The 18435-nt window shown below is 70.5% G+C and carries 17 protein-coding genes; 3 read left to right on the forward strand and 14 right to left on the reverse strand.

The genetic code is table 11. The annotated features are described in order from the left end of the window. Window positions 1-15: 15 nt before the first annotated feature. The 14 genes from ACLJPL_RS09830 to ACLJPL_RS09895 form a co-directional block, all read right to left on the reverse strand. Entirely contained in the window at window positions 16-702 is a 687-nt protein-coding gene (locus ACLJPL_RS09830) for a hypothetical protein (RefSeq protein WP_411080362.1), read from the reverse strand. Continuing rightward, the gene (locus ACLJPL_RS09835; RefSeq protein WP_411080363.1) at window positions 699-1217 is read right to left on the reverse strand and encodes a hypothetical protein; all 519 of its coding nucleotides are present in this window, start codon (window positions 1215-1217) and stop codon (window positions 699-701) included. Before ACLJPL_RS09835 ends, ACLJPL_RS09830 begins: the two co-directional genes overlap by 4 nt. Further along, entirely contained in the window at window positions 1214-2476 is a 1263-nt protein-coding gene (locus tag ACLJPL_RS09840) for an MCE family protein (RefSeq protein WP_411080364.1), read from the reverse strand. The genes ACLJPL_RS09835 and ACLJPL_RS09840 overlap by 4 nt, the downstream gene beginning before the upstream one ends. Then, window positions 2473-3774: an MCE family protein gene (locus ACLJPL_RS09845; protein ID WP_411080365.1), complete on the reverse strand. Its 1302-nt coding sequence runs from the start codon at window positions 3772-3774 to the stop codon at window positions 2473-2475. The genes ACLJPL_RS09840 and ACLJPL_RS09845 overlap by 4 nt, the downstream gene beginning before the upstream one ends. Then, window positions 3771-4913, reverse strand: coding sequence for an MCE family protein (locus ACLJPL_RS09850; protein ID WP_411080366.1), 1143 nt, complete (start codon window positions 4911-4913; stop codon window positions 3771-3773). The genes ACLJPL_RS09845 and ACLJPL_RS09850 overlap by 4 nt, the downstream gene beginning before the upstream one ends. Window position 4914: 1 nt before the next feature. After that, a complete protein-coding gene (locus tag ACLJPL_RS09855) occupies window positions 4915-5931 on the reverse strand; it encodes an MCE family protein (RefSeq protein ID WP_411080367.1) in 1017 nt (338 codons plus the stop codon). Next, window positions 5928-6959, reverse strand: coding sequence for an MCE family protein (locus tag ACLJPL_RS09860; RefSeq protein ID WP_411080368.1), 1032 nt, complete (start codon window positions 6957-6959; stop codon window positions 5928-5930). The genes ACLJPL_RS09855 and ACLJPL_RS09860 overlap by 4 nt, the downstream gene beginning before the upstream one ends. Next, a complete protein-coding gene (locus ACLJPL_RS09865) occupies window positions 6956-8239 on the reverse strand; it encodes an MCE family protein (RefSeq protein ID WP_411080369.1) in 1284 nt (427 codons plus the stop codon). Before ACLJPL_RS09865 ends, ACLJPL_RS09860 begins: the two co-directional genes overlap by 4 nt. After that, entirely contained in the window at window positions 8239-9042 is an 804-nt protein-coding gene (locus ACLJPL_RS09870; protein ID WP_411080370.1) for an MlaE family ABC transporter permease, read from the reverse strand. Before ACLJPL_RS09870 ends, ACLJPL_RS09865 begins: the two co-directional genes overlap by 1 nt. A gap of 5 nt (window positions 9043-9047) precedes the next feature. Next, window positions 9048-9920 (reverse strand): MlaE family ABC transporter permease, encoded by an 873-nt coding sequence (locus tag ACLJPL_RS09875; RefSeq protein WP_411080371.1) that lies wholly within the window; start codon window positions 9918-9920, stop codon window positions 9048-9050. Continuing rightward, window positions 9917-10915: an ABC transporter ATP-binding protein gene (locus tag ACLJPL_RS09880; RefSeq protein WP_411080372.1), complete on the reverse strand. Its 999-nt coding sequence runs from the start codon at window positions 10913-10915 to the stop codon at window positions 9917-9919. The genes ACLJPL_RS09875 and ACLJPL_RS09880 overlap by 4 nt, the downstream gene beginning before the upstream one ends. Window positions 10916-11266: 351 nt before the next feature. Continuing rightward, window positions 11267-12772, reverse strand: a complete 1506-nt coding sequence (locus ACLJPL_RS09885) for a DUF6801 domain-containing protein (RefSeq protein WP_411080373.1) — start codon at window positions 12770-12772, stop codon at window positions 11267-11269. Between the two features lie 330 nt (window positions 12773-13102). Continuing rightward, a complete protein-coding gene (locus ACLJPL_RS09890) occupies window positions 13103-13759 on the reverse strand; it encodes a hypothetical protein (RefSeq protein WP_411080374.1) in 657 nt (218 codons plus the stop codon). A gap of 201 nt (window positions 13760-13960) precedes the next feature. Next, window positions 13961-14893 (reverse strand): hypothetical protein, encoded by a 933-nt coding sequence (locus tag ACLJPL_RS09895; protein ID WP_411080375.1) that lies wholly within the window; start codon window positions 14891-14893, stop codon window positions 13961-13963. A 635-nt stretch (window positions 14894-15528) separates the two neighbouring features. Between ACLJPL_RS09895 and ACLJPL_RS09900 the strand changes: the two genes are divergently transcribed. The 3 genes from ACLJPL_RS09900 to ACLJPL_RS09910 all read left to right on the forward strand — a co-directional run bounded on the left by ACLJPL_RS09900 (window position 15529) and on the right by ACLJPL_RS09910 (window position 18381). Beyond that, the gene (locus ACLJPL_RS09900) at window positions 15529-16743 is read left to right on the forward strand and encodes a helix-turn-helix domain-containing protein (RefSeq protein WP_411080376.1); all 1215 of its coding nucleotides are present in this window, start codon (window positions 15529-15531) and stop codon (window positions 16741-16743) included. Window positions 16744-16980: 237 nt separating this feature from the next. Next, a complete protein-coding gene (locus ACLJPL_RS09905; RefSeq protein WP_411080377.1) occupies window positions 16981-17244 on the forward strand; it encodes a hypothetical protein in 264 nt (87 codons plus the stop codon). 174 nt (window positions 17245-17418) lie between these two features. Next, window positions 17419-18381: a hypothetical protein gene (locus ACLJPL_RS09910; RefSeq protein WP_411080378.1), complete on the forward strand. Its 963-nt coding sequence runs from the start codon at window positions 17419-17421 to the stop codon at window positions 18379-18381. Window positions 18382-18435: the final 54 nt, after the last annotated feature.

Consider the following 18435-nt stretch of genomic DNA (forward strand, 5'->3'; position numbering starts at 1 on the left):
GCCTCTCCCCTGCCGTCATATGGAGCTGATCTCGACGATCCGCCAGCGCCCGTCCCGCAGTTCGGCGGTGACGGACAGCTGCGCGGACGCGGTGGTGGGGGGCTTGCCCCGGCGTTCGTAGACCTGGTCGAGGAAGACCAGGAGGTGGGCGCTGCTGCCGGTCAGCCGGGTCGTCCCGGCCCGTACGACATGGGTGGTGAGCGTCAGTCTCTGGTCGGCGGCCTGCTTCTCGACCTGGCCGAACAGCGCCGCGTACTGCTGGAGCGCCTTGCCCGCCAGGACCTGTCGCGCCGCCTCCTTGGCGAGGGCGGTGGCGTCGGGGCCGTACGAGAAGATCCTCCCGAGCGCGTTGCTGACGTCGCCCGTGACCCGGGTGGTCGCCTCGGTGTCCGTGAGGGCGAGGTTGGCGGTGGCCGGGGTGTCGCGGAGCTGCTGCCCCTGGGCGAAGAGCGCGCCGCCGGTCGCGAGGAGGGCGAGCGCCAGGAGCGCGCCGACGACGCGGGGCCATCGGGGGCGACCGGGCTCGTCGGTGCTGTCCGGACCCGTGGCGTCGAGGCCGTCCGTGCTGTCCGGGCCCGTGACGTCGGGCTCGTCGGCCGGCCCCGTGGCCTCGGGCTCGTCGGCCGGGCCCGTGGCGTCGAGGTCGCCGGTCGGGCCGTCGTCCTCAACGGGCTCCGGCGCCAACGCTGTTCGTTCGCTCATCTGCTCTCTCCCGCCGCCATCGCCGTGAGCGCCTTGACCTTCCAGCCGTCCCCGGTGCGGGCGAGCGTGGCGGTGAAGCGCTTGCGCTGTGTGCCCGGGGCTCCGGTGCGCGGGGTGACCTCCACGTCCACGGTGGCGATCAGCTCCGCCGTGCCCGCCCGCTCGTCCAGCGCCGTGAGCGCCGCCGCGGTGACCTTGCCCCGTGCGGTGTCGCCGGACTTGGTGAGCGTCCTCGCGTCGGCCCCCGAGGTCCGCTTGAGCTGGTCGTGGAGCGGGCCCGTGGAGGAGTCGCGCCAGGCCCGCAGCCCGGTGTCCACGCCGGTGGCGCTCGTGCCGTCGAGGCTGTTCAGCGTGGCGAGGTGCCGCTTGCCCTGCGCCAGCGCCGTATCGCGGGCCTTGGCGTGGGCGAGGGTGCGGTCGCCGCGCGCATCGGCGTACGACCAGGCCCCGAGGCCGCAGACCAGGGCGGCGGCCAGCAGGACGGCCCAGCCGCCCAGGGTCCGGGCGCGCGTCATGATCCGCCTCCCAGGCCCAGCAGCCCGGCCATGCCCGGGGCGGGCGGTGCGGTGGCCGGCGCGGAGCCCAGTGCCCCGGGCAGCGGGTCCTTCGCGTGCGCGTCGCCGTTCAGCAGCATCGAGCCGGGCTTGGCGGGTGCGGGGACCGGGCCGCCCTTCGGGGCGTTGGCGCTGCCGCGCACGTTGATGCCGGTGCCGGGCGACGAGGTGCACCGGGCACCGGAGTTGAGGGCGGGGGCGGGTGAGGTGTCGAGGCCGTTGCGGTACGTCGTGGAGCCGTAGCCGGCCGTGCAGGGCAGCGGCTCGAAGAAGGTGACGGACATGCCGAACCGGGCGCCGTCGTCGTCGACCGCGCTCGCTCCGGCGGCCACCACCGCGGGGAGCTTCACCAGCAGTTCCTCCAGGCCGCGTTGGCGGGTGACGGCGACCTCCGAGGTGGTGAGCAGATTGGCGACGACGACTCCGAAGGCGGGGTCGACGTCCCGCAGCAGACCGCTGATCTGCACGGCCGCGTCCGGCGTGGTCGCGATCAGCCGCCGCAGGTCGGCGTCCGATCCCTTGAGCTCGGCGGCCAGTTCCTTGGCCCCGGAGGCGAACCCCTTGAGGGCCGCCCCCTGTTCGGCCTGGGTGCGCAGCACGGTCTCCCCGTCGTTCATCAGCCGGGTGGTGACCGGCAGGGCACGGTCCGCCGCCTCGACGAACTCGCTGCCGCTGTCCAGCAGCACCTGGAGGTCGTCGCCGCGCCCTTCGAAGGCTGTCCCGAACTCGTCGACGACCGTGCGCAGATGCTCCAGATCGACCGAACGCGCGAAGTCGTCGACGCTGGTGAGGACGGTGGTGGGTGGAGCGGGGAGCGTCGTGTCGGCCTCGTCGATCACCGATCCGTTGCCCAGGTAGGGGCCTTCGGTCCGGGTCGGGCGCAGGTCGACGTACTGCTCGCCGACCGCCGAGAGGTTGGCGACGACCGCCTTCAGGCTGTCGGGGATGGGCGCGGCGTCCTTCTCGATGCGCAGCTCGGCCTCCACCCCGTCGTCGGTCAGCTCGATGGGGCCGACCCGGCCCACGGAGACGCCCCGGTAGGTGACGTTGGAGTGGGTGTAGAGGCCGCCCGTCTGCGGGAGTTGGACGGTGACGGTGTAGTAGCTGCGCAGTCCGACGTACTGGCCGAGGCCGGCGTACCGCACGCCGAGGTAGCCGAGGACCAGGACGGCGATGACGAGGAAGGCGATGTTCTTGAGCCGGATGGCGGGAGTGATCACGGGGTGCTCCCCTGCTCGGTCCCCGGGGTACCCGAGGCTCCCGGAGTCCCCGAGGTCGCCGGAGTCCCCGAGGTCCCCGGCGTACGCGAGGACTTCGGCGTACGGGAGCTGTCCGGCGTACCGGAGTTCCCCGGCCCCGGCGTCCGGGACACGGCGGGCAGCGGCAACGGAAGCGCGTTGCGGGCCGCTTCCGGGATCTCCTCGCCGGGCGGGTCCGGCGTCGGCGGCGGGGGCAGCGTCGGGTCGTCCGGGGTGAGCGCCGGGATGATCCGGGTGCCGGGTGCGGCCGTGACGTCCAGGTAGACGTTCAGGTAGTCGCCCTTCACTCCGCGCAGCACCTCGTCCGTGAAGGGGTAGGTGAGCGAGGCTTGCAGCGAGTCGGGGAGGTCCTTGCCGGAGTCCGCGAGCGCCTTCAGGGTCGGGGCGAGCGCCTTCAGGTCGGCGATCATGTCGGCTTTGCTCCGGTTGATCGTGTCGACGGCCACGGTGGAGAGGGTGTCGAGGGAGCGCAGCATGGTGAGCAGCGCGCCGCGCTGTTTCTCCAGGACCTTCAGTCCGGGGCTGAGCCCGGTGAGGACCGTTCCGACGTCCTGTTTGCGGGTGGCGAGGGTGGCGGCGAGCCGGTTGACGCCGTCGAGGGCCCGGGTGATGTCGCCCTTGTTGTCGTCCAGGTTGGTCACGAGGGTGTCGACCCGGTTCAGCATCGAGCGGATCTGCGGCTCGTGTCCCGCGAGCGCCTTGTTGAGTTCGGTGGTGATGGTCTTGAGCTGGTTGACCCCGCCCCCGTTGAGGAGCAGGGAGAGCGCCCCGAAGACCTCCTCGACCTCGGGGTTGCGGTTGGTGCGGGTCAGCGGGATGCGGCCGGCCTGCGCCAGGGAGCCGCGTGCGGTTCCCTGAGCGGGCGGGGAGAGCTGGATGAACTTCTCGCCCAGGAGGCTGGACTGTTCCAGGCGGGCGTACGCGTTGGCGGGAAGGCTGATTTTCCCGTTGACCCGCATGGTGACCTTGGCGCTCCAGCCGTCCGGGGCCAGCGCGATGCGGGTGACGCGCCCGACCGATACGTCGTTGACCTTGACCGAGGACTGCGGCGCGAGGCTGAGGACGTCGCCGAACTCGGCGGTGATCTCGTACGGGTCGTCCCCGAGGTCGGCCCCGCCCGGCAGCGGGATCTGCTCGATGCCGCTGAAGACCGGGCCGTCCGTCCGGACCACGACCAGGGCGATCAGCGCTCCGGTGGCCAGCAGGGCCACGGCCGCGGTGGCCGCCCGGACGCCGGTGGTGCGCAGAGAACCGCTCATCGTCCCGCCCCCTTCTTCCGCTGCTCGGGACTCTTCTCGGCGGCCCGTTTCTCCGGGGTGCCGAAGACCGTGCCGACCTCCGGCAGCGGCAGGACGGGCAGGGCCTTGCGGCGGTTCGCGTCGACGGGTGCGAGGCCGGCCGGGGGGCCGGAGGCCGCGTCCGGGTCGACGAGCGGGCCGCCCATGGACAGTTCGTTGAGGTTGGCCCGCCCGTTCAGGGTGCGGTTGGCCGGGTCGTACGCGTTCAGGACGTTGCCCGCGGCCAGCGGCAGGGTGTCCATCGCCTCGGCCAGCGAGGCGCGCTGGTCGACCAGGGCCTGGGTGACGGGGACCAGGGCGTCGACGTTCTTCTTCAGCGAGCCGCGGTTCTTGGCGATGAACGCCTTGACCTGGCCGAGCGCCGTGCCGAGTTCCTTCAGGGCCGCGCTGAGGTTCTTCTTGTCGTCCGCGAGGAACGAGGTGACCGAGTTGAGCTGCTGTTCGGCGGTGCGGACGCCCGCGTCGTTCTCCTTCAGCATGGTGGTGAAGGACTGGAGGTGGGCGAGCGTGTCGAACAGGTCGCCGCTGCTCCGGTCGAGCGTCTTGGCGGCCTTGCCGAACTGTTCGACGGAGTCCCCGATGGCCTTGCCGTTGCCGTCCATGTTCTTCGCCCCGGTCTCCAGGAGCCGGGCCAGCGCCCCGTCCGCGTTGGCCCCGTTCGGGCCGAGCGCCGTGGTGATCTCGGTGATGGAGGCGTACAGCTCGTCGACCTCGACGGGGGTGGCGTTGCGGGCGGCGGGCAGGACGGCCCCGTCTGCGAGGAGCGGGCCGCCGTCGTAGGCGGGGGCGAGCTGGACGTACCGGTCGGCGACGAGACTCGGGGCGACGACGACCGCGTGGGCGTCCTCGGGGACCTTGACGCCCTGGTCGAGGCGCAGGACGACCTTGACGTCCTTGCCCCGGGGGGTGACGGATTCGACCGTGCCGACCCGGACGCCGAGGATCCGCAGGTCGGACCCGGCGTAGACGCCGGTGGCCCGGTCGAAGTGGGCGGTGACGGTGGCCCTGGAGTCCTCCTGGAAGGCGCTCACCCCGGTGGTGGCGGCCACGGCGACGACCGCGAGTCCCGCGCCGATCCCGATGATGCGTGTGCGTCTCATGTCAGCGGCCGCCTTGCTTCGGTGGCATGCATCCGGTCGCCGGGGGCGCTCCGGCGGGCAGGTAGTTCTTGGGGACGACCCCGCAGGCGTACGTGTCGAACCAGCGGCCGTTGCCCAGGGTGTTGCCGACGAGCCTGCTGTAGGACCCGGTCATCGCGAGCACCTTGTCCAGGCTCTTGCGGTTCTTCACCAGGACGGCGGTGACCCGGCTCAGCGACGCCAGGGTCGGGCCCAGCTGCCTGTCGTTGTCCTCGACGAGTCCGGTGAGCTGTTTGCCGAGGCCGCGGGTGCCGGTGAGCAGCAGGTGGATGGCGTCGCGGCGGGCCTGGATCTCCCCGAGCAGCAGGTTCCCGTCCTCCAGGAGCGTTTCGAAGCTGCTCTTCTTGCCGGCCAGGGTCTTGGTGAGGCGTTTGCCGCCCTGGAGCAGGGTCGCGAGCTGGGCGTCGCGCTCGGAGACCGTACGGGAGAGGGCGGAGAGCCCTTCGGCGGCGCTGCGGACGTCGGGCGGGGAGTTCTTGAAAGTGGCGGAGATCGTCTCGAAGCTCTGGGCGAGCTGCGCGGTGTCGAGTTCCCCGATGGTCTCGCCCAGCCCGTTGAACGCCTGGTTGACGTCGTACGGGGAGGTCGTGCGGCTCGCGGCGATGCGGGAGCCGGGGTCCTGCGGGGCGTTGCCGAGCGGGTCGACGGCGAGGTACTTCTCGCCGAGCAGGGTCTTGATGGCGATGCCCACGGTGGAGGCGTTGCCGATCCAGGCGTCCTTGACCTTGAAGTCGACCTTGACGCGGGGTCCGTCGAGCGAGACGCCGGTGACCTCTCCGACCTTCACTCCGGCGATCCGCACCTCGTCGCCTTCGCTGAGCCCGGCGGATTCGGTGAAGTCCGCGCTGTACGTCGTGCCGCCGCCGATGAAGGGCAGGGAGTCGGCGCGCCAGGCGGCGAGGGCGAGGAGGGTCAGGACGAGGAGTCCCACGAGGGCGACGGCGACCGGGTTGCGTTCCCGGACGGGGGTGAGGGTCATGCCAGGCACCTCGGCTGGGTGATGGCGATGCCGGTGGGCGGTGCGCTGCCGTCGTCGGTGGCCACCCCGCTGACCTTGGCTTCGCAGAGGTAGAGGTTGAGCCACGACCCGTAGGAGGTGAGGCGGCTGATCGCTTCCATCTTGGCCGGGGTCCGCTCCAGGAAGTTCTCCAGCTGCGGGGCCCCCTTGTCCAACTGGTCGCTGAGCCTGCCCAGTTGGCGGATGTCCTCCTTGAGCGGCTTCCTGCCGTCCTCGAACAGGTCGGCGGTGACGGTGGTGAGGGCCCCCATCGCCGTGACGGCCTCGCCGAGCGGTTTGCGGTCGCCGGAGAAGCCGGTGACGAGCTTCTCCAGGGTGACGACGAGGTCGTCGAATCCGGCCTCGCGGTCGTTGACCGTCTTGAGGACCGTGTTGAGGTTCTTGATGACCTCGCCGATCACCTTGTCCTTGGCGGCGACGGTGCCGGTGAGGGAGCCGACGTGCCGCAGGATGCTGTCGACGGTGCCGCCCTCGCCCTGGAGGACCTGGACGATCGAGCCGGCGAGCTGGTTGACGTCCGGCGGGGACAATCCCTCGAAGAGGGGCTGGAAGCCGTTGAAGAGCTGGGTGAGGTCGAGCGCCGGGGTGGTGCGGGAGAGCGGGATGGTGTCCCCGGCGGCGAAGCTCCGGCCGACCGGTCCGGCGCCCCGGTCGAGGTCCACGTACCGCTGGCCGACCATGTTGAGGTACTTGATGGACGCCGTCACCGAGGCGGGGAGCGTGCGCCCCCTGCGTACGGCGAAGGTGACTTCCGCGACCCGCCGGTCGGCGAGGGCCACGGACTCGACCTGGCCGACCTTCACTCCGGCGATGCGGACGCTGTCGCCGGGGATGAGCCCGGTGGCGTCGGTGAACCGCGCCTTGTACGTGGTGGTGTCGCCCACGCCCGTGTTGGCGATGGAGAGCCCGAGGACGGTGGTGGCCAGGACGGTCACCAGGACGAAGACGAGGGACTTGGCGATCGGTCCCGCGAGGGAGCGGCGATTCACTTGAGCTTCACCTCCGCACCGCGGAAGGCCGGACCGATGAGCACGCTGCTCCAGTCGGGCAGGGTCTGCGGCTGGACTTTCAGTGAGGGGGCGACCAGTTCGTTGACGAGCTGGGACTCCTGGGGCGAGTTGGGCAGGCCGAGCGCGGTGTCCTGGGCGGCGGGGGGCGGGGTGGTCACGTCGGCGGCCCGGGAGGCGTCGGCGGTCGGGGCTCCCTTGCCGACGTACGGCACCGAGTAACAGCGCGGTCCGCCGGTGGAGTTGTAGGCCGGGGTATCCCTGCCGGGGACGTACTTCCCCTTGGACGGGACGGACTTGACGCTCACGTGCAGTCCCGGCCGGTCGGTTCCCTTGCCGAGCGCCTTGTCCATGGCGGGCACGAAGCCGGCGACCGTGCGCAGGGTGCAGGGGAACGACTCGGAGTGCTTCGCGAGGAGTTCGAGCGTGGGGCGGCCGGAGGAGGAGAGCCGGATCAGGTTGTCCTTGTTCTCCCGGAGGAAGGAGGTGACGTCCCTCGCGGAGGCGGTGGTCGCGCCGTACAGTCCGGCGAGCCGCGCCTCCTGTTCGGCGATGGTCCCGCTCGTGGTGGTGGCGTCGGCCAGGGCGTCCAGCACGTCCGGGGCCGCGTCGGCGTAGAGCGTGCTCACCTTGACGAGCTGCTTGATGTCCTCGTTGAGGGTGGGCAGTTGGGGGTTGAACTTCTTCAGGTGGGCGTCCAGCGTCACCAGGGTGTCGCCCAGCTTGTCGCCGCGTCCTTCGAGGGCCTGGGCGACGGCGCTCAGGGTGGCGGAGAGCTTCTCCGGCTTCACGGCGGTCAGCAGCGGCAGGACGTTGTCGAGGACCTGTTCCAGCTCGATGGCGTTGCTGGAGCGGTCCTGCGGGATCACCGCACCGGCGCTCAGGGTCCGCGCGGAGGGGACGCGGGGCGGGACGAGCGCGACGAACCGCTGGCCGAAGAGGGTGGTGGGCAGCATCTGCGCGGTGACGTCGGCGGGGATGCGCTCCAGCTTGTCCGGGTCGATGGCCAGGGTGAGGCGGGCTCCTTCGCCGTCCGAGGCGATGGAGCGGACCTGCCCGATGACGACGCCGCGCAGCTTCACGTCGGCGTTGTCGTGCATCTCGTTGCCGACCGAGCCCGTGAGCACGGTGACGGTGGCGTCGTCGGCGAAGTCCTTGTCGTACACCGAGACCGAGACCCACACCAGGACGGCGGGGACCAGGAAGAACGCGACTCCGGCGAGTCTGCGGCGGACCGTTCGCGTGGCGCTGTGTGCGGACATCAGCCGGCCACCTTCACCGTCGTCGTGGCTCCCCAGATGGCGAGCGAGAGGAAGAAGTCGGTGACGCTGATGATGACGATCGCGTTGCGCACCGACCGGCCCACCGCCACACCGACTCCGGCCGGTCCGCCGGTGGCGTGGAAGCCGTAGTAGCAGTGGGCGAGGATCACCAGCACGCTGAAGATCAGCACTTTGAGCACCGAGAGCAGCACGTCGGCCGGGGAGAGGAAGAGGTTGAAGTAGTGGTCGTAGGTGCCCGCCGACTGGCCGTTGAAGAAGATGGTGATGTAGCGGGAGGCGAGGTACGAGGAGAGCAGCCCGATCGCGTACAGCGGGATGATCGCGACGACCCCGGCGATGATCCGGGTCGTGACGAGGTAGGGCATCGACCGCACGCCCATCGCTTCGAGCGCGTCGACCTCCTCGTTGATCCGCATCGCGCCGAGCTGGGCGGTGAAGCCCGCGCCGACCGTGGCGGAGAGGGCGAGGCCGGCGACCAGGGGGGCGATCTCCCGGGTGTTGAAGTAGGCGGAGATGAAGCCGGTGAACGCCGAGGTGCCGATCTGGTCGAGGGCCGCGTACCCCTGGAGGCCGACGACCGTGCCGGTGAACAGGGTCATCGCGACCATCACGCCGATGGTGCCGCCGATGACGCCGAGTCCGCCGCTGCCGAAGGCGACCTCGGCCAGCAGCCGCTGCACCTCTTTGAGGTAGCGGCGCAGGGTGCGCGGGATCCAGACCAGGGCCTTGACGTAGAAGGTGAGTTGGTCGCCCGATCGGTCGAGCCAGCTGAGCATCGCCATCTTCCTCAGCCCCCCTTCGCGGGGACGATCTGGAGGTAGATCGCCGTGATGACCATGTTCACGAAGAACAGCAGCATGAAGGTGATGACGACGGACTGGTTGACCGCGTCGCCGACGCCCTTGGGGCCGCCGCGCGGGTTGAGGCCGCGGTGGGCGGCGACGATGCCCGCGATGAAGCCGAAGATCAGGGCCTTGAACTCGCTGACGTACAGGTCGGGCAGTTGGGCGAGGGCGGAGAAGCTCGCGAGGTACGCGCCCGGGGTGCCGTCCTGCATGATCACGTTGAAGAAGTAGCCGCCGAGCGTGCCGACCACGGAGATCAGGCCGTTGAGCAGGACGGCGACGAGCATGGTGGCCAGGACCCGGGGGACGACCAGGCGCTGGATGGGCGAGACGCCCATGACCTCCATCGCGTCGAGCTCCTCGCGGATCTTGCGGGAGCCGAGGTCGGCGCAGATCGCGGAGCCCGCCGCGCCGGAGATGAGCAGCGCCACGATGATCGGGCTGGCCTGCTGGATCACCGCGAGGACGCTCGCGCCGCCGGTGAAGGACTGCGCGCCGAGCTGCTGGGTGAGCGAGCCGACCTGGAGGGCGATGACCGCGCCGAACGGGATGGAGACGAGGGCGGCGGGCAGGATGGTGACGCTGGCGACGAACCAGAACTGCTCGATGAACTCGCGCAGTTGGAAGGGTCGGCGGAAGACGGCCCGGCCCACCGCGACCCCGAGCGCGAACAGCTTGCCGGTCTCCCTCAGCGGGGCGAGCAGCCGGCTGGAGCGTCGCTGCTCGGGGACCGGGGCGGCGGCGGGCGGCGCGTCGATCGCCGGCGCGGGCTTCTCGGGCGGCTCGGGCGGCCGCACCGGCATCGGGGCGGTCACGCTCTCGCACCCCCGGCGGCCGGGGCGTAGCTGTCGAGGATGGCCCTGCGGGCGGCCTCCGGCAGCTGGCCCATCATCGCCGTGACCCGCTCGCGGCGGCGCAGCGCCCCCTGGCGTACGGGCATCCCGGGCGAGGGCTCCAGCTGCGGGACGACCGTGCGGGGCAGGGCGATCGTGTCGGCGTGGCCGAGGGAGTCGTTGCGCTGCTGCTCGGCCGCGAGGGTGGCCGCGTCCTTCTCCTCGGACATCCCGATGGGCCCTTCGCGGCGGCCGGCGAGGAACTGGGAGACGACCGGGGTGTCGCTGGTGAGCAGCACCTCGCGGGGCCCGAAGGTGACGAGGTTGCGGCAGAACAGCATCCCCATGTTGTCGGGGACGGTCGCCGCGATGTCCAGGTTGTGGGTGACGATCAGCATCGTCGCGTCGATCTGCGCGTTCAGGTCGATGAGGAGCTGGGAGAGGTAGGCGGTGCGCACCGGGTCGAGGCCGGAGTCCGGTTCGTCGCAGAGGATGATCTGCGGGTCCAGGACGAGGGCGCGGGCGAGGCCGGCGCGCTTGCGCATCCCGCCGGATATCTCGCCCGGGAGCTTCCCCTCCGCGCCCAGCAGCCCCACGATGTCGATCCGCTCCATGACGATGCGGCGGATCTCGGACTCCTTCTTGCGGGTGTGCTCGCGCAGCGGGAAGGCGATGTTGTCGAAGAGGGACATCGAGCCGAAGAGCGCCCCGTCCTGGAACATCAGGCCGAAGAGTTTCCGCGTCTCCATGATGTCGCGCTCGGAGCTGTTCACCATGTCGACGCCGTTGATGAGGACGCGTCCCTGTTCGGGCTTCAGCAGTCCGATGATGGATTTCAGGAACACGGTCTTTCCGGTGCCGGAAGGACCGAGCATGACACTCACTTCACCGGCGGGCAGGGTGAGGCTGACGTCCTGCCAGATGTTCTGCTTGCCGAAGGACTTCGTCAGGCCCTCGACGACTACTTCGATTCCCATCGGCCCTCCCTCGAAGTGGTGGTGACCCTAGTCATCAGTCAGCGCTCCGGCTGTCGGAAATCGGTGAACGCGGTGCTGGGTGGATCATTTGTCACGCGGTGACAAACACGCTTCCGAGCCGCCCAGCTGGGACGCTACGGCTCGGTAACCTGAGTTCGCAATACTGGATACGGAACTTTCTGCGGTGCGACGGCAGCGCCCCGATTACTTGTTTCCGAGTGAGTGTCCGGCGCGCCAAACCTGTCAATTGTTGATGAGTGACGGCGGAACGGCCGGTTCCTTTCCATGCCGAGCAGCCCTTCCGGCGGAAGAGGACCGGAAAGGCTGCGGGGTCGCACCGGGGCGGGCCGGTCAGCGTTCGGGCTGGGGAATCCTCGGCGGGCAGTCCGGTCCGTCCGGGTTCGTCGCCACGCAGAGCGGCGCCTGCGTCATCTTCGTGTAGTTGTCGGCCTTCTTGCCCGAGCTCGAAATGGCCGACGTGAAGAGCGGGTCGAGGTCCTCGTCGACCCCGCACCCCTTGAACGGCGGAATGTGCGCGTTCCCGGTCAGGTTTCCACCGGTCGCCACGAGGTATCCGGCCGGCGGATAGCTCTGGCCGTATCCCTTGAGCACCTGTTCGAAGGGCCGTACGGTGCGGCAGTCCGGCCCCACGTCCAGCGGTACGCCGTTGACCTCCACGTCGTACAGGCGCATGGAGAGCTGGGCGGTGACCGTCGACTCCTCGGGGTAGGTCGGCGTGTTGGTGACCGTGTGCGTCTGGACGACGGCCGGCGGCCCCACCTGCTCCAGGACCATCGTGGCGGTCGTCGGCATGAATCCGTAGCTCAGGAAGGTCGCCTTCGCCGGCGGGAGCTGCCGTTTGCCCTCGTGCTCGAACTCCACCTCGGAGGTGACGTCGACGGTCGAGGCGCAGGAGTCGTTGATGTACCGCTTGTTCAGGACCACCTTCATGAACGCGGGGCCCAGCGAGACGGCCCCGTCCAGCTTGGCGGCGTTGGCGTATCCGGCCGCGTAGGTCTCCGCGGTGGTCATCACCCACTCGGGCGGAATCTCGATCGGGCAGCTCCCGGGGTCCCCGTCGTCCAGGGCTTCGAGCCGCGCCTCGGTGAGGTCGTCGATCTTCTGGCGGGCGTCCGGGGCGACGCCGGGAGCCGGCCGGGTGGGCGGCGCGGGAGGCTCGGGCGTGCCCTTCCCGGGTGCGGGGTCGCTCGGGCCGGGCGCGGGGGCTGTCGGACTCGCGCCGTCGCGGACGGTGATGCGGGCGAGCGGGCGTTCCTCGTCGTCGGCGGGCTCACAGGCGACGGTGAGCTCGGGGGGCGAGGTCGGGGCGCCGTCCTCGGTGAAGGAGGCGAGGACGAGGGTGAGCCCGGCCGGGGTGATCGCCGCTTCGCCGGGGCTGCCGAAGGCGACGGTCGGCACGTCGCCCGTGGCGGTGAGCACCGGGCCGCCTTCCTCCGGCAGCGGGGCCGCCGGGGCTTCGAGCCGCTGCCACGACGCCTCGGCGGAGTGCTCGCCCACGGTGTTGCGTACGGTCAGGTCGGCGACGGCCGACAGGGTGGCCGCCTCCAGGGCGGTGAACCGGGCGAGCGCCGACCGTTCGAGGCTCACCTCGACCGAGACGTCGCCGGGCTGGATCGTCTCCCCCGCACCGGCCGAGACGGGAAGCAGGGCCTTGATCGCGACCTCCGCCTTCTCCTCGCCCGAGGGGAACTGGCAGGTATAGGGGACGGTGACCTCGGAGGTCTGATCGGCCGCGACCGATTCGGCGCCCGGAATGAGCGCGGTGGCGACGAGGATCGCCCCGCCCACGGCGAAGTGGAGCGGTCGCCTCGCCGTGGCGCGTGCATCGACGGTCATACGGATGGTGTCCTTCCGGCGCACGGGGGCCCATCGGTGCGATGGCTGCGAAATGGGTCCGCTTTTCGGCAACGGCCTTTCGGGCGGACTCGGAACGGTCCCTACCGACGAGTACGCTACGCACGCCGTCAGCACCTGGGAAGAGTCGGGAATTCGGCCGTTTCACCGGGCCGCGGTTTTTGGCATGCGATGACAATTCCGTACGGCGAAGTTGTCGGCGGGTGAGTGGAAAAGCACGCAGGCGCCCGGCCGCCGGGGTCGGCACGGCCGGGCGCCACGCACAGGTGCTGAAGGCCGGCCGGAGATCGGCCGGGGGTCGGGGGCGGTGGATCAGCCGCTGATGACCGGGGACTTTCCGGAGGCCGTGTTCTTGATGGTGTAGAGGCCCTGGAAGCTGGCGGTGGTGCCGACGATGCCGCAGCCGCCGCCGACCTTGTTGGTGATGGTCAGCGTGAGACCGCCGCCCGCCGTGTTCAGCGTGCCGTTGCTGCCGCCGCTGCTCGGGTTGTTGTACTTGGCCGCGACCTTGCCGGTGACGTCGAAGGAGCAGGGGCCGAGGATGCTGCTCCCGGTCACCTTCGCCTTGATCGCTCTGATCTCACCCGTCACCTGGCCGGTGGAGTTGGTGCCCGCGCCCGCCGCGTAGTCGTGGCCCCAGATCTGCCACGGAGGCGTGGTGGCCACGGTCCACGTCGAGCTGAACGGCCCGGTGCAGGGCGAGTTGAACGAGATCGCCGAGATGGACGCGAGCTGCGCCGGGGATCCGGCCACCGGGGACGTGGGGGCCGAGCCGGACGCCGCGGAGGACGCGCACTGGATCTTGTTGCCGTTGTTGTCGGTCAGGACGGTCACGCCGGCGCTGCCGGTGAAGGCCCCGGTCGGCGTGATGGTCCAGCTGGTCGGCGCGGCGACGGCCGAGGGAACGGCCAGGGCGAGGGATGCCGCGGCGGCACCGATCGCGGTCAGGACACCGGATCGCTTGAACATGGAGTCACTCCCTTTTCTTGTCCCGTTGGGGATACGAGTGGACGTGCGCGCGCGGGAAAGCGGGCGGCACGCTTCGAACTGGACTTCAGGAGGCGCAATTCCTTCGGGCTGTCTTCTGTCACGGGCGATCAGGCGGCCGGCACACCACCTCCTTCCGTTCCGGTACGGGGACGCCCTCCCGGGAATCGAGGGCGTCGGGCGCTACCGCACCGCGGAGTGCCAGAACTCCGACAGCTTCCTGCCCTCGTTCGGCGCAAGACCGGCCGGATCGTAGGGGCTGCCGAAGTAGGTCGAGGTGTCGTCGAGCTTCACGCTGTTCTTCCCGGCGGCGGAGGGCAGACCGGTCTTCAGGTTCACCGCCCAGTCCAGGAGTCCGGCTCCGCAGCCGCTCGCCCCGGGGACGGCGAACGTCGCATCGCCCTGGTCGGCGCCCTCGAAGGTGTAGCGCCCCATCTCGCCCTCGTCGTCGCGGGTCCCGTCCGCCGCGAACCGCTGGAGCGAAAGGCTCGGCGCGTTCAGGTTCTGCGGCTTCAGGAGCACCGGCTTGGCGGTGGTGCCGATGTAGCACTTGTCACCGAGGAACGGGTTCTTGAGGTGGATGCGAACCGGAATGGTGAGAATGGGCTCACCGGTGGAGAAGGCCGCCACCATATTGAAGTCCCTCGGCGCACCGGCGGGTTCGATGGTGGCCGTCACCTTGTTGAGATTGTTGTCCGTCAGCTGACGGCAGATCGCGGAGACGAGAGGAATTCCGCTGGGGCACATCAGCCCGAGCAGCCCGCCGGGGATTTGGGCCGGGTCGGCGGTGAGCGCCCCCTCGGGGGGAGCCACCAGCGACGTGGTGCCGTTGCTGTGCTGGATGACGCCGAGTTGCAGATCGCTGTTGCCGGTGGGGACATGGCTCTTGCCGAGCGTGATGGAGCCGGTGACCGAACTCGACGAGATGCAGGTGGCGATGTTGGTGATGCCGTCCGCCGCGAGCATGGCGGGGGCGTCCACCGGGCAGCGGTCGAACGGGGCCCAGTCGCCGTTGAGCTGGGGCGCGGCGGCCGCCGAGCCGGTGGAGAGCACGGCGCTGAACGCCGTGAGGGCCGCGAGCAGCCCCACCCGGGTTCGGTTGGAAACGGATCTCATGTCGTCCCCTCTGTTCGGCCGCGAGGATGCGGCCCCGTACACGAAGTCGACCGGTTCTGCGACGCAGGCCCGCACCCCTGAGGCGTCGGCCGGCGGTGATGGAGCCGGGGTGCACCCGGGCGAGAAGAACTGGGCGTCGAATTTCGGGCAGATTTCTGACCGAATTCAACGAAGCGTGATGTTACTCGCGGGAAACACAGCGACACAATCCGTCCGGCTAAGATTCTTTGCGGGGCGCTGTTTTTGATCCGTAAATGAGTAACCGGGGGTCACCCCTTTATCAAGGAATGCGCATCCGGAGGCGTCGAAATAGGCCCGGCGGCCGGAACCCCACCCCCCGGAGCCGCCCGGATCCCCCCGCCGAAGGCGTGCGGGCGACGCCCCCGTTGTCATCGCCGGAGCAGGCGGCCGAAATTCATTGTCCGAAAGCGCGCAGTACCGTCCGACCTGCGCAGAAGTACCGGAGTGCGGGCACGATGCGTGCCCCCTGCACGTCGATCTTGTCCAAGTGGTGTCCCGCGCCTGTTACTTGGTCTATCTTCATCGCGAACTTGGTACGGACTGTCGGTTCGTGGGAGCGCTTTCCCTCACCGTCCCGCCCCACCACCGGGCGCCGAGAGCAGAGGGGACATGGCATGGCACACCTCATACAGCCGTTGGACACCGAGGACCCCCTGGGGCCGCTCCCCCAGGAATTCGCCGCGATCATGCGGCCCGAACTCCCCAGCCTCATCAAGGAAATCGGTGTCGAGGTCACCCGCGCCTATCCGGAATACGCCCGGCTGCTGGACGGCCCGAACGGCCAGGCCATCCGGGTCGGCGTGGAGCAGAGCCTCTCCTCCTTCGTCGACCTGGTGGCCGAGCCCACCGCTCCCACCACGCTGCGGGACGACATGTGCCGGCGCTTCGGACGGTTCGAGGCGTACGAGGGCCGGAGCATGGACACCCTCCAGGGCGCGTACCGGCTCGGCGCGCGGGTGGCACTGCGGCGGGCGAAGAAGGTGGGGCAGAGCTACCACCTCTCCCCCACCCTGATGCTCAGCTTCGCCGACGCGCTCTTCGCCTACGTGGACGAGCTCGAATCCCTCTCCCGGGAAGGCTTCCTGGAGGTCCAGTCGCAGTCCGGGGAGCAGAGCGAGGCGCTGCGCCGACGCCTCCTCCACCTCATCCTGGCCGGCCGCCCCGCCCCGCGCAGCGCCATCTTTGACCTGTGCGAACAGACCGGCTGGCCCCTGCCCGACGAGGTCACCCTCGTCGCCGTCCGCGCCCCGGGGGCGCTGGACCGGCTCGGCGCGGACCGGGACCTGCTCGTCGACCTCAGCGACCCGCAGCCGCACTTACTCGTCCCCGGCCCCCTCACCGACGCACGAAGATCGATGCTGGCCCAGGCCCTGCCGACGTCCCGTGCGGCGATCGGGCTGACCGTGCCGACCTCCCTGGCCTGCGACTCGATCCGCTGGGCCCGCCGGGTGCTGGAGCTGGTCGACTCGGGGGTGATCGAGGACGCCCCGCTGATCCGCTGCGAGGACCACCTCATCACCCTGTGGCTGCTCTCCGACCCCGCCCTGCTCGACCAGCTCGCCCAACGGGAACTGGCCGCCGTGGCGGGGATCAGCACCACCCGCCGCGAGCGGCTGATCGAGACGCTGCGGATCTGGCTCGACACACGGGGCACGGCGGCCCAGATGGGCGAACTGCTCGATGTGCACCCGCAGACCGTGCGCTACCGCATGCGCAGCCTGGAGACCATCTTCGGTGATCAACTCGTCGACCCGGAAAGCCGTTTCGCGACCGAGGCCGTGCTCCGCGCGCTGCGGCTGCGCACCCGCTCGACCGGTACGTCCCCCTGATCCGGCGCACGTCGGCGCGACCGTTCGCGCACGGAATCTGGATCATGTTCGGCGCGACGGGTCAACTTACCCGCGCGTAAGGCGAAATAGACGGTCAGTCCCAAACGGTTGCGACACGGAGACGTATCCGACGAGAAACCCGGAACCGCGTCCCGTACACAAGGAGGAGTCTGCCGCCCGACCGGCGGCAGCACCCGCGTACCGCCTCCTGGCCGACCATCCGAGAGGGAACACCCCATGACCGCCTCGCACCTCCTCGTCCCCGTGCCGATCCCGGACCGGGTCGCCGCGCTGATCGGCTCGTGCATCCCGCCGCACATCCTGGAGGCGGAGTTCGACGCCGATTGCGCGGCCCGCGAGGTCCGCAGGTTCCGGGGGCCCCGGCTCGGCGTCGAGGACGAGGCCGACCGTGAGCAGGCCCTGTCCGAACTGGCCCGCGCCAACAAGGTCCTGGCCGCCCACCACCCCCGGCTGGCGGTGCGGCCGGGCTCCGTCTTCTGACCGCGCGAGCGGGTGAACGCGTCCGTGGGGGCGCGGAGCACCCGAGCCCGCGCCGCTCCGAGCCCGGTGCCGGAAGCGGCCCTTCCGGCACCGTCCTCGCCCCCTCCCTGGAGCGGGGCGAGGACGGTCGGGGATAGTGGGCGTCCGCCCGCGCACACATCCCCGGAGATCCCCATGGCCCCCGTGCTCCCCGCTGACACCGGTGACCGCCCGTCCGTCCTCCTCGTCACCGACCTCGGCTACCGGGCGCGCGGCCGCCGCTATTGCGACGAGGACATCTTCCTCGCCTCCCGGCTGCGCGAAGAGTTCGACGTCGCGCTCTGCCACCCCCGGGACGCGGCGGCGCTGCTGGACCGCTTCGACTCCGTACTGGTCCGCAACAGCGGTCCCGTCCTGCACTACCGGGAGGCGTACGACGCGTTCCGCGCCCGCGCCCTGGAGCTGCGGGTTCCGGTCTTCAACCCGCTGGACGGGCGCGGCGACATGGCCGGCAAGCAGTATCTGGTGGAGCTGAGCCGGGCCGGGTTCCCGGTGATCCCCACGGTGGACCGGGCGGCGGATCTGGGGCTGCTGCCGGAGGCCCGGGAGTACGTGGTCAAGCCGAAGCTGGGGGCGGACTCGGTGGGGCTGCGGTTCGTCACGAGGGCGGAGGCGGAGGCAGGAGCGGGGCCAGAAGCACAGGCGGGATCGGAGAGGGTCGCAGGAGCGGGACCGGAGGCGGAGGCGGTGGCAGGAGCGGGACCGGAGGCGGTGGCGGAAGGTGAGCCGCGTCCGCCGCAGGGCGACGGCGGTCTGCTCTTCCAGCCCCGGATCGACTTCCGCCACGAGGTCTCCTTCTACTTCGTCGACCATGACTTCCAGTACGCGCTGTACGCCCCCGACCCCGAGCGGCGGTGGGTGCTGGAGCCGTACGCGGCGAGCGCGGCGGATCTGGAGTTCGCTCAGCGCTTCATCGACTGGAACTCCCTCACCCACGGCATCCAGCGGGTCGACGCCTGCCGTACGGCGGAGGGCGGGCTGCTGCTCGTGGAGCTGGAGGACCTCAATCCGTTCCTGTCGCTCGACCGGGTGGCCGAGGAGGTCCGGGAGGCGTTCGTGGCGCGGCTGAAGAGGTCGCTGGCCGGGCTGACCGGCTGACCCCCGTCCGGCCCGCCCCCGCATGCGGGCTGCGGGGGCCGGTGTGAGGGTGCA

Origin of the sequence: Streptomyces sp. cmx-18-6, from assembly GCF_046548915.1 — a bacterium.
In the GTDB taxonomy this organism is placed as follows: Bacteria; Actinomycetota; Actinomycetes; order Streptomycetales; family Streptomycetaceae; genus Streptomyces.

Coding starts and splice junctions, on each gene's coding strand:
- ACLJPL_RS09885 (WP_411080373.1), bottom strand. CDS start 12,772: ATGACCGTCGATGCACGCGCCACGGCGAGGCGACCGCTCCACTTCGCC.
- ACLJPL_RS09910 (WP_411080378.1), top strand. CDS start 17,419: ATGGCCCCCGTGCTCCCCGCTGACACCGGTGACCGCCCGTCCGTCCTC.
- ACLJPL_RS09845 (WP_411080365.1), bottom strand. CDS start 3,774: ATGAGCGGTTCTCTGCGCACCACCGGCGTCCGGGCGGCCACCGCGGCC.
- ACLJPL_RS09855 (WP_411080367.1), bottom strand. CDS start 5,931: ATGACCCTCACCCCCGTCCGGGAACGCAACCCGGTCGCCGTCGCCCTC.
- ACLJPL_RS09870 (WP_411080370.1), bottom strand. CDS start 9,042: ATGGCGATGCTCAGCTGGCTCGACCGATCGGGCGACCAACTCACCTTC.
- ACLJPL_RS09850 (WP_411080366.1), bottom strand. CDS start 4,913: ATGAGACGCACACGCATCATCGGGATCGGCGCGGGACTCGCGGTCGTC.
- ACLJPL_RS09880 (WP_411080372.1), bottom strand. CDS start 10,915: ATGGGAATCGAAGTAGTCGTCGAGGGCCTGACGAAGTCCTTCGGCAAG.
- ACLJPL_RS09830 (WP_411080362.1), bottom strand. CDS start 702: ATGAGCGAACGAACAGCGTTGGCGCCGGAGCCCGTTGAGGACGACGGC.
- ACLJPL_RS09890 (WP_411080374.1), bottom strand. CDS start 13,759: ATGTTCAAGCGATCCGGTGTCCTGACCGCGATCGGTGCCGCCGCGGCA.
- ACLJPL_RS09895 (WP_411080375.1), bottom strand. CDS start 14,893: ATGAGATCCGTTTCCAACCGAACCCGGGTGGGGCTGCTCGCGGCCCTC.
- ACLJPL_RS09865 (WP_411080369.1), bottom strand. CDS start 8,239: ATGTCCGCACACAGCGCCACGCGAACGGTCCGCCGCAGACTCGCCGGA.
- ACLJPL_RS09905 (WP_411080377.1), top strand. CDS start 16,981: ATGACCGCCTCGCACCTCCTCGTCCCCGTGCCGATCCCGGACCGGGTC.
- ACLJPL_RS09900 (WP_411080376.1), top strand. CDS start 15,529: ATGGCACACCTCATACAGCCGTTGGACACCGAGGACCCCCTGGGGCCG.
- ACLJPL_RS09835 (WP_411080363.1), bottom strand. CDS start 1,217: ATGACGCGCGCCCGGACCCTGGGCGGCTGGGCCGTCCTGCTGGCCGCC.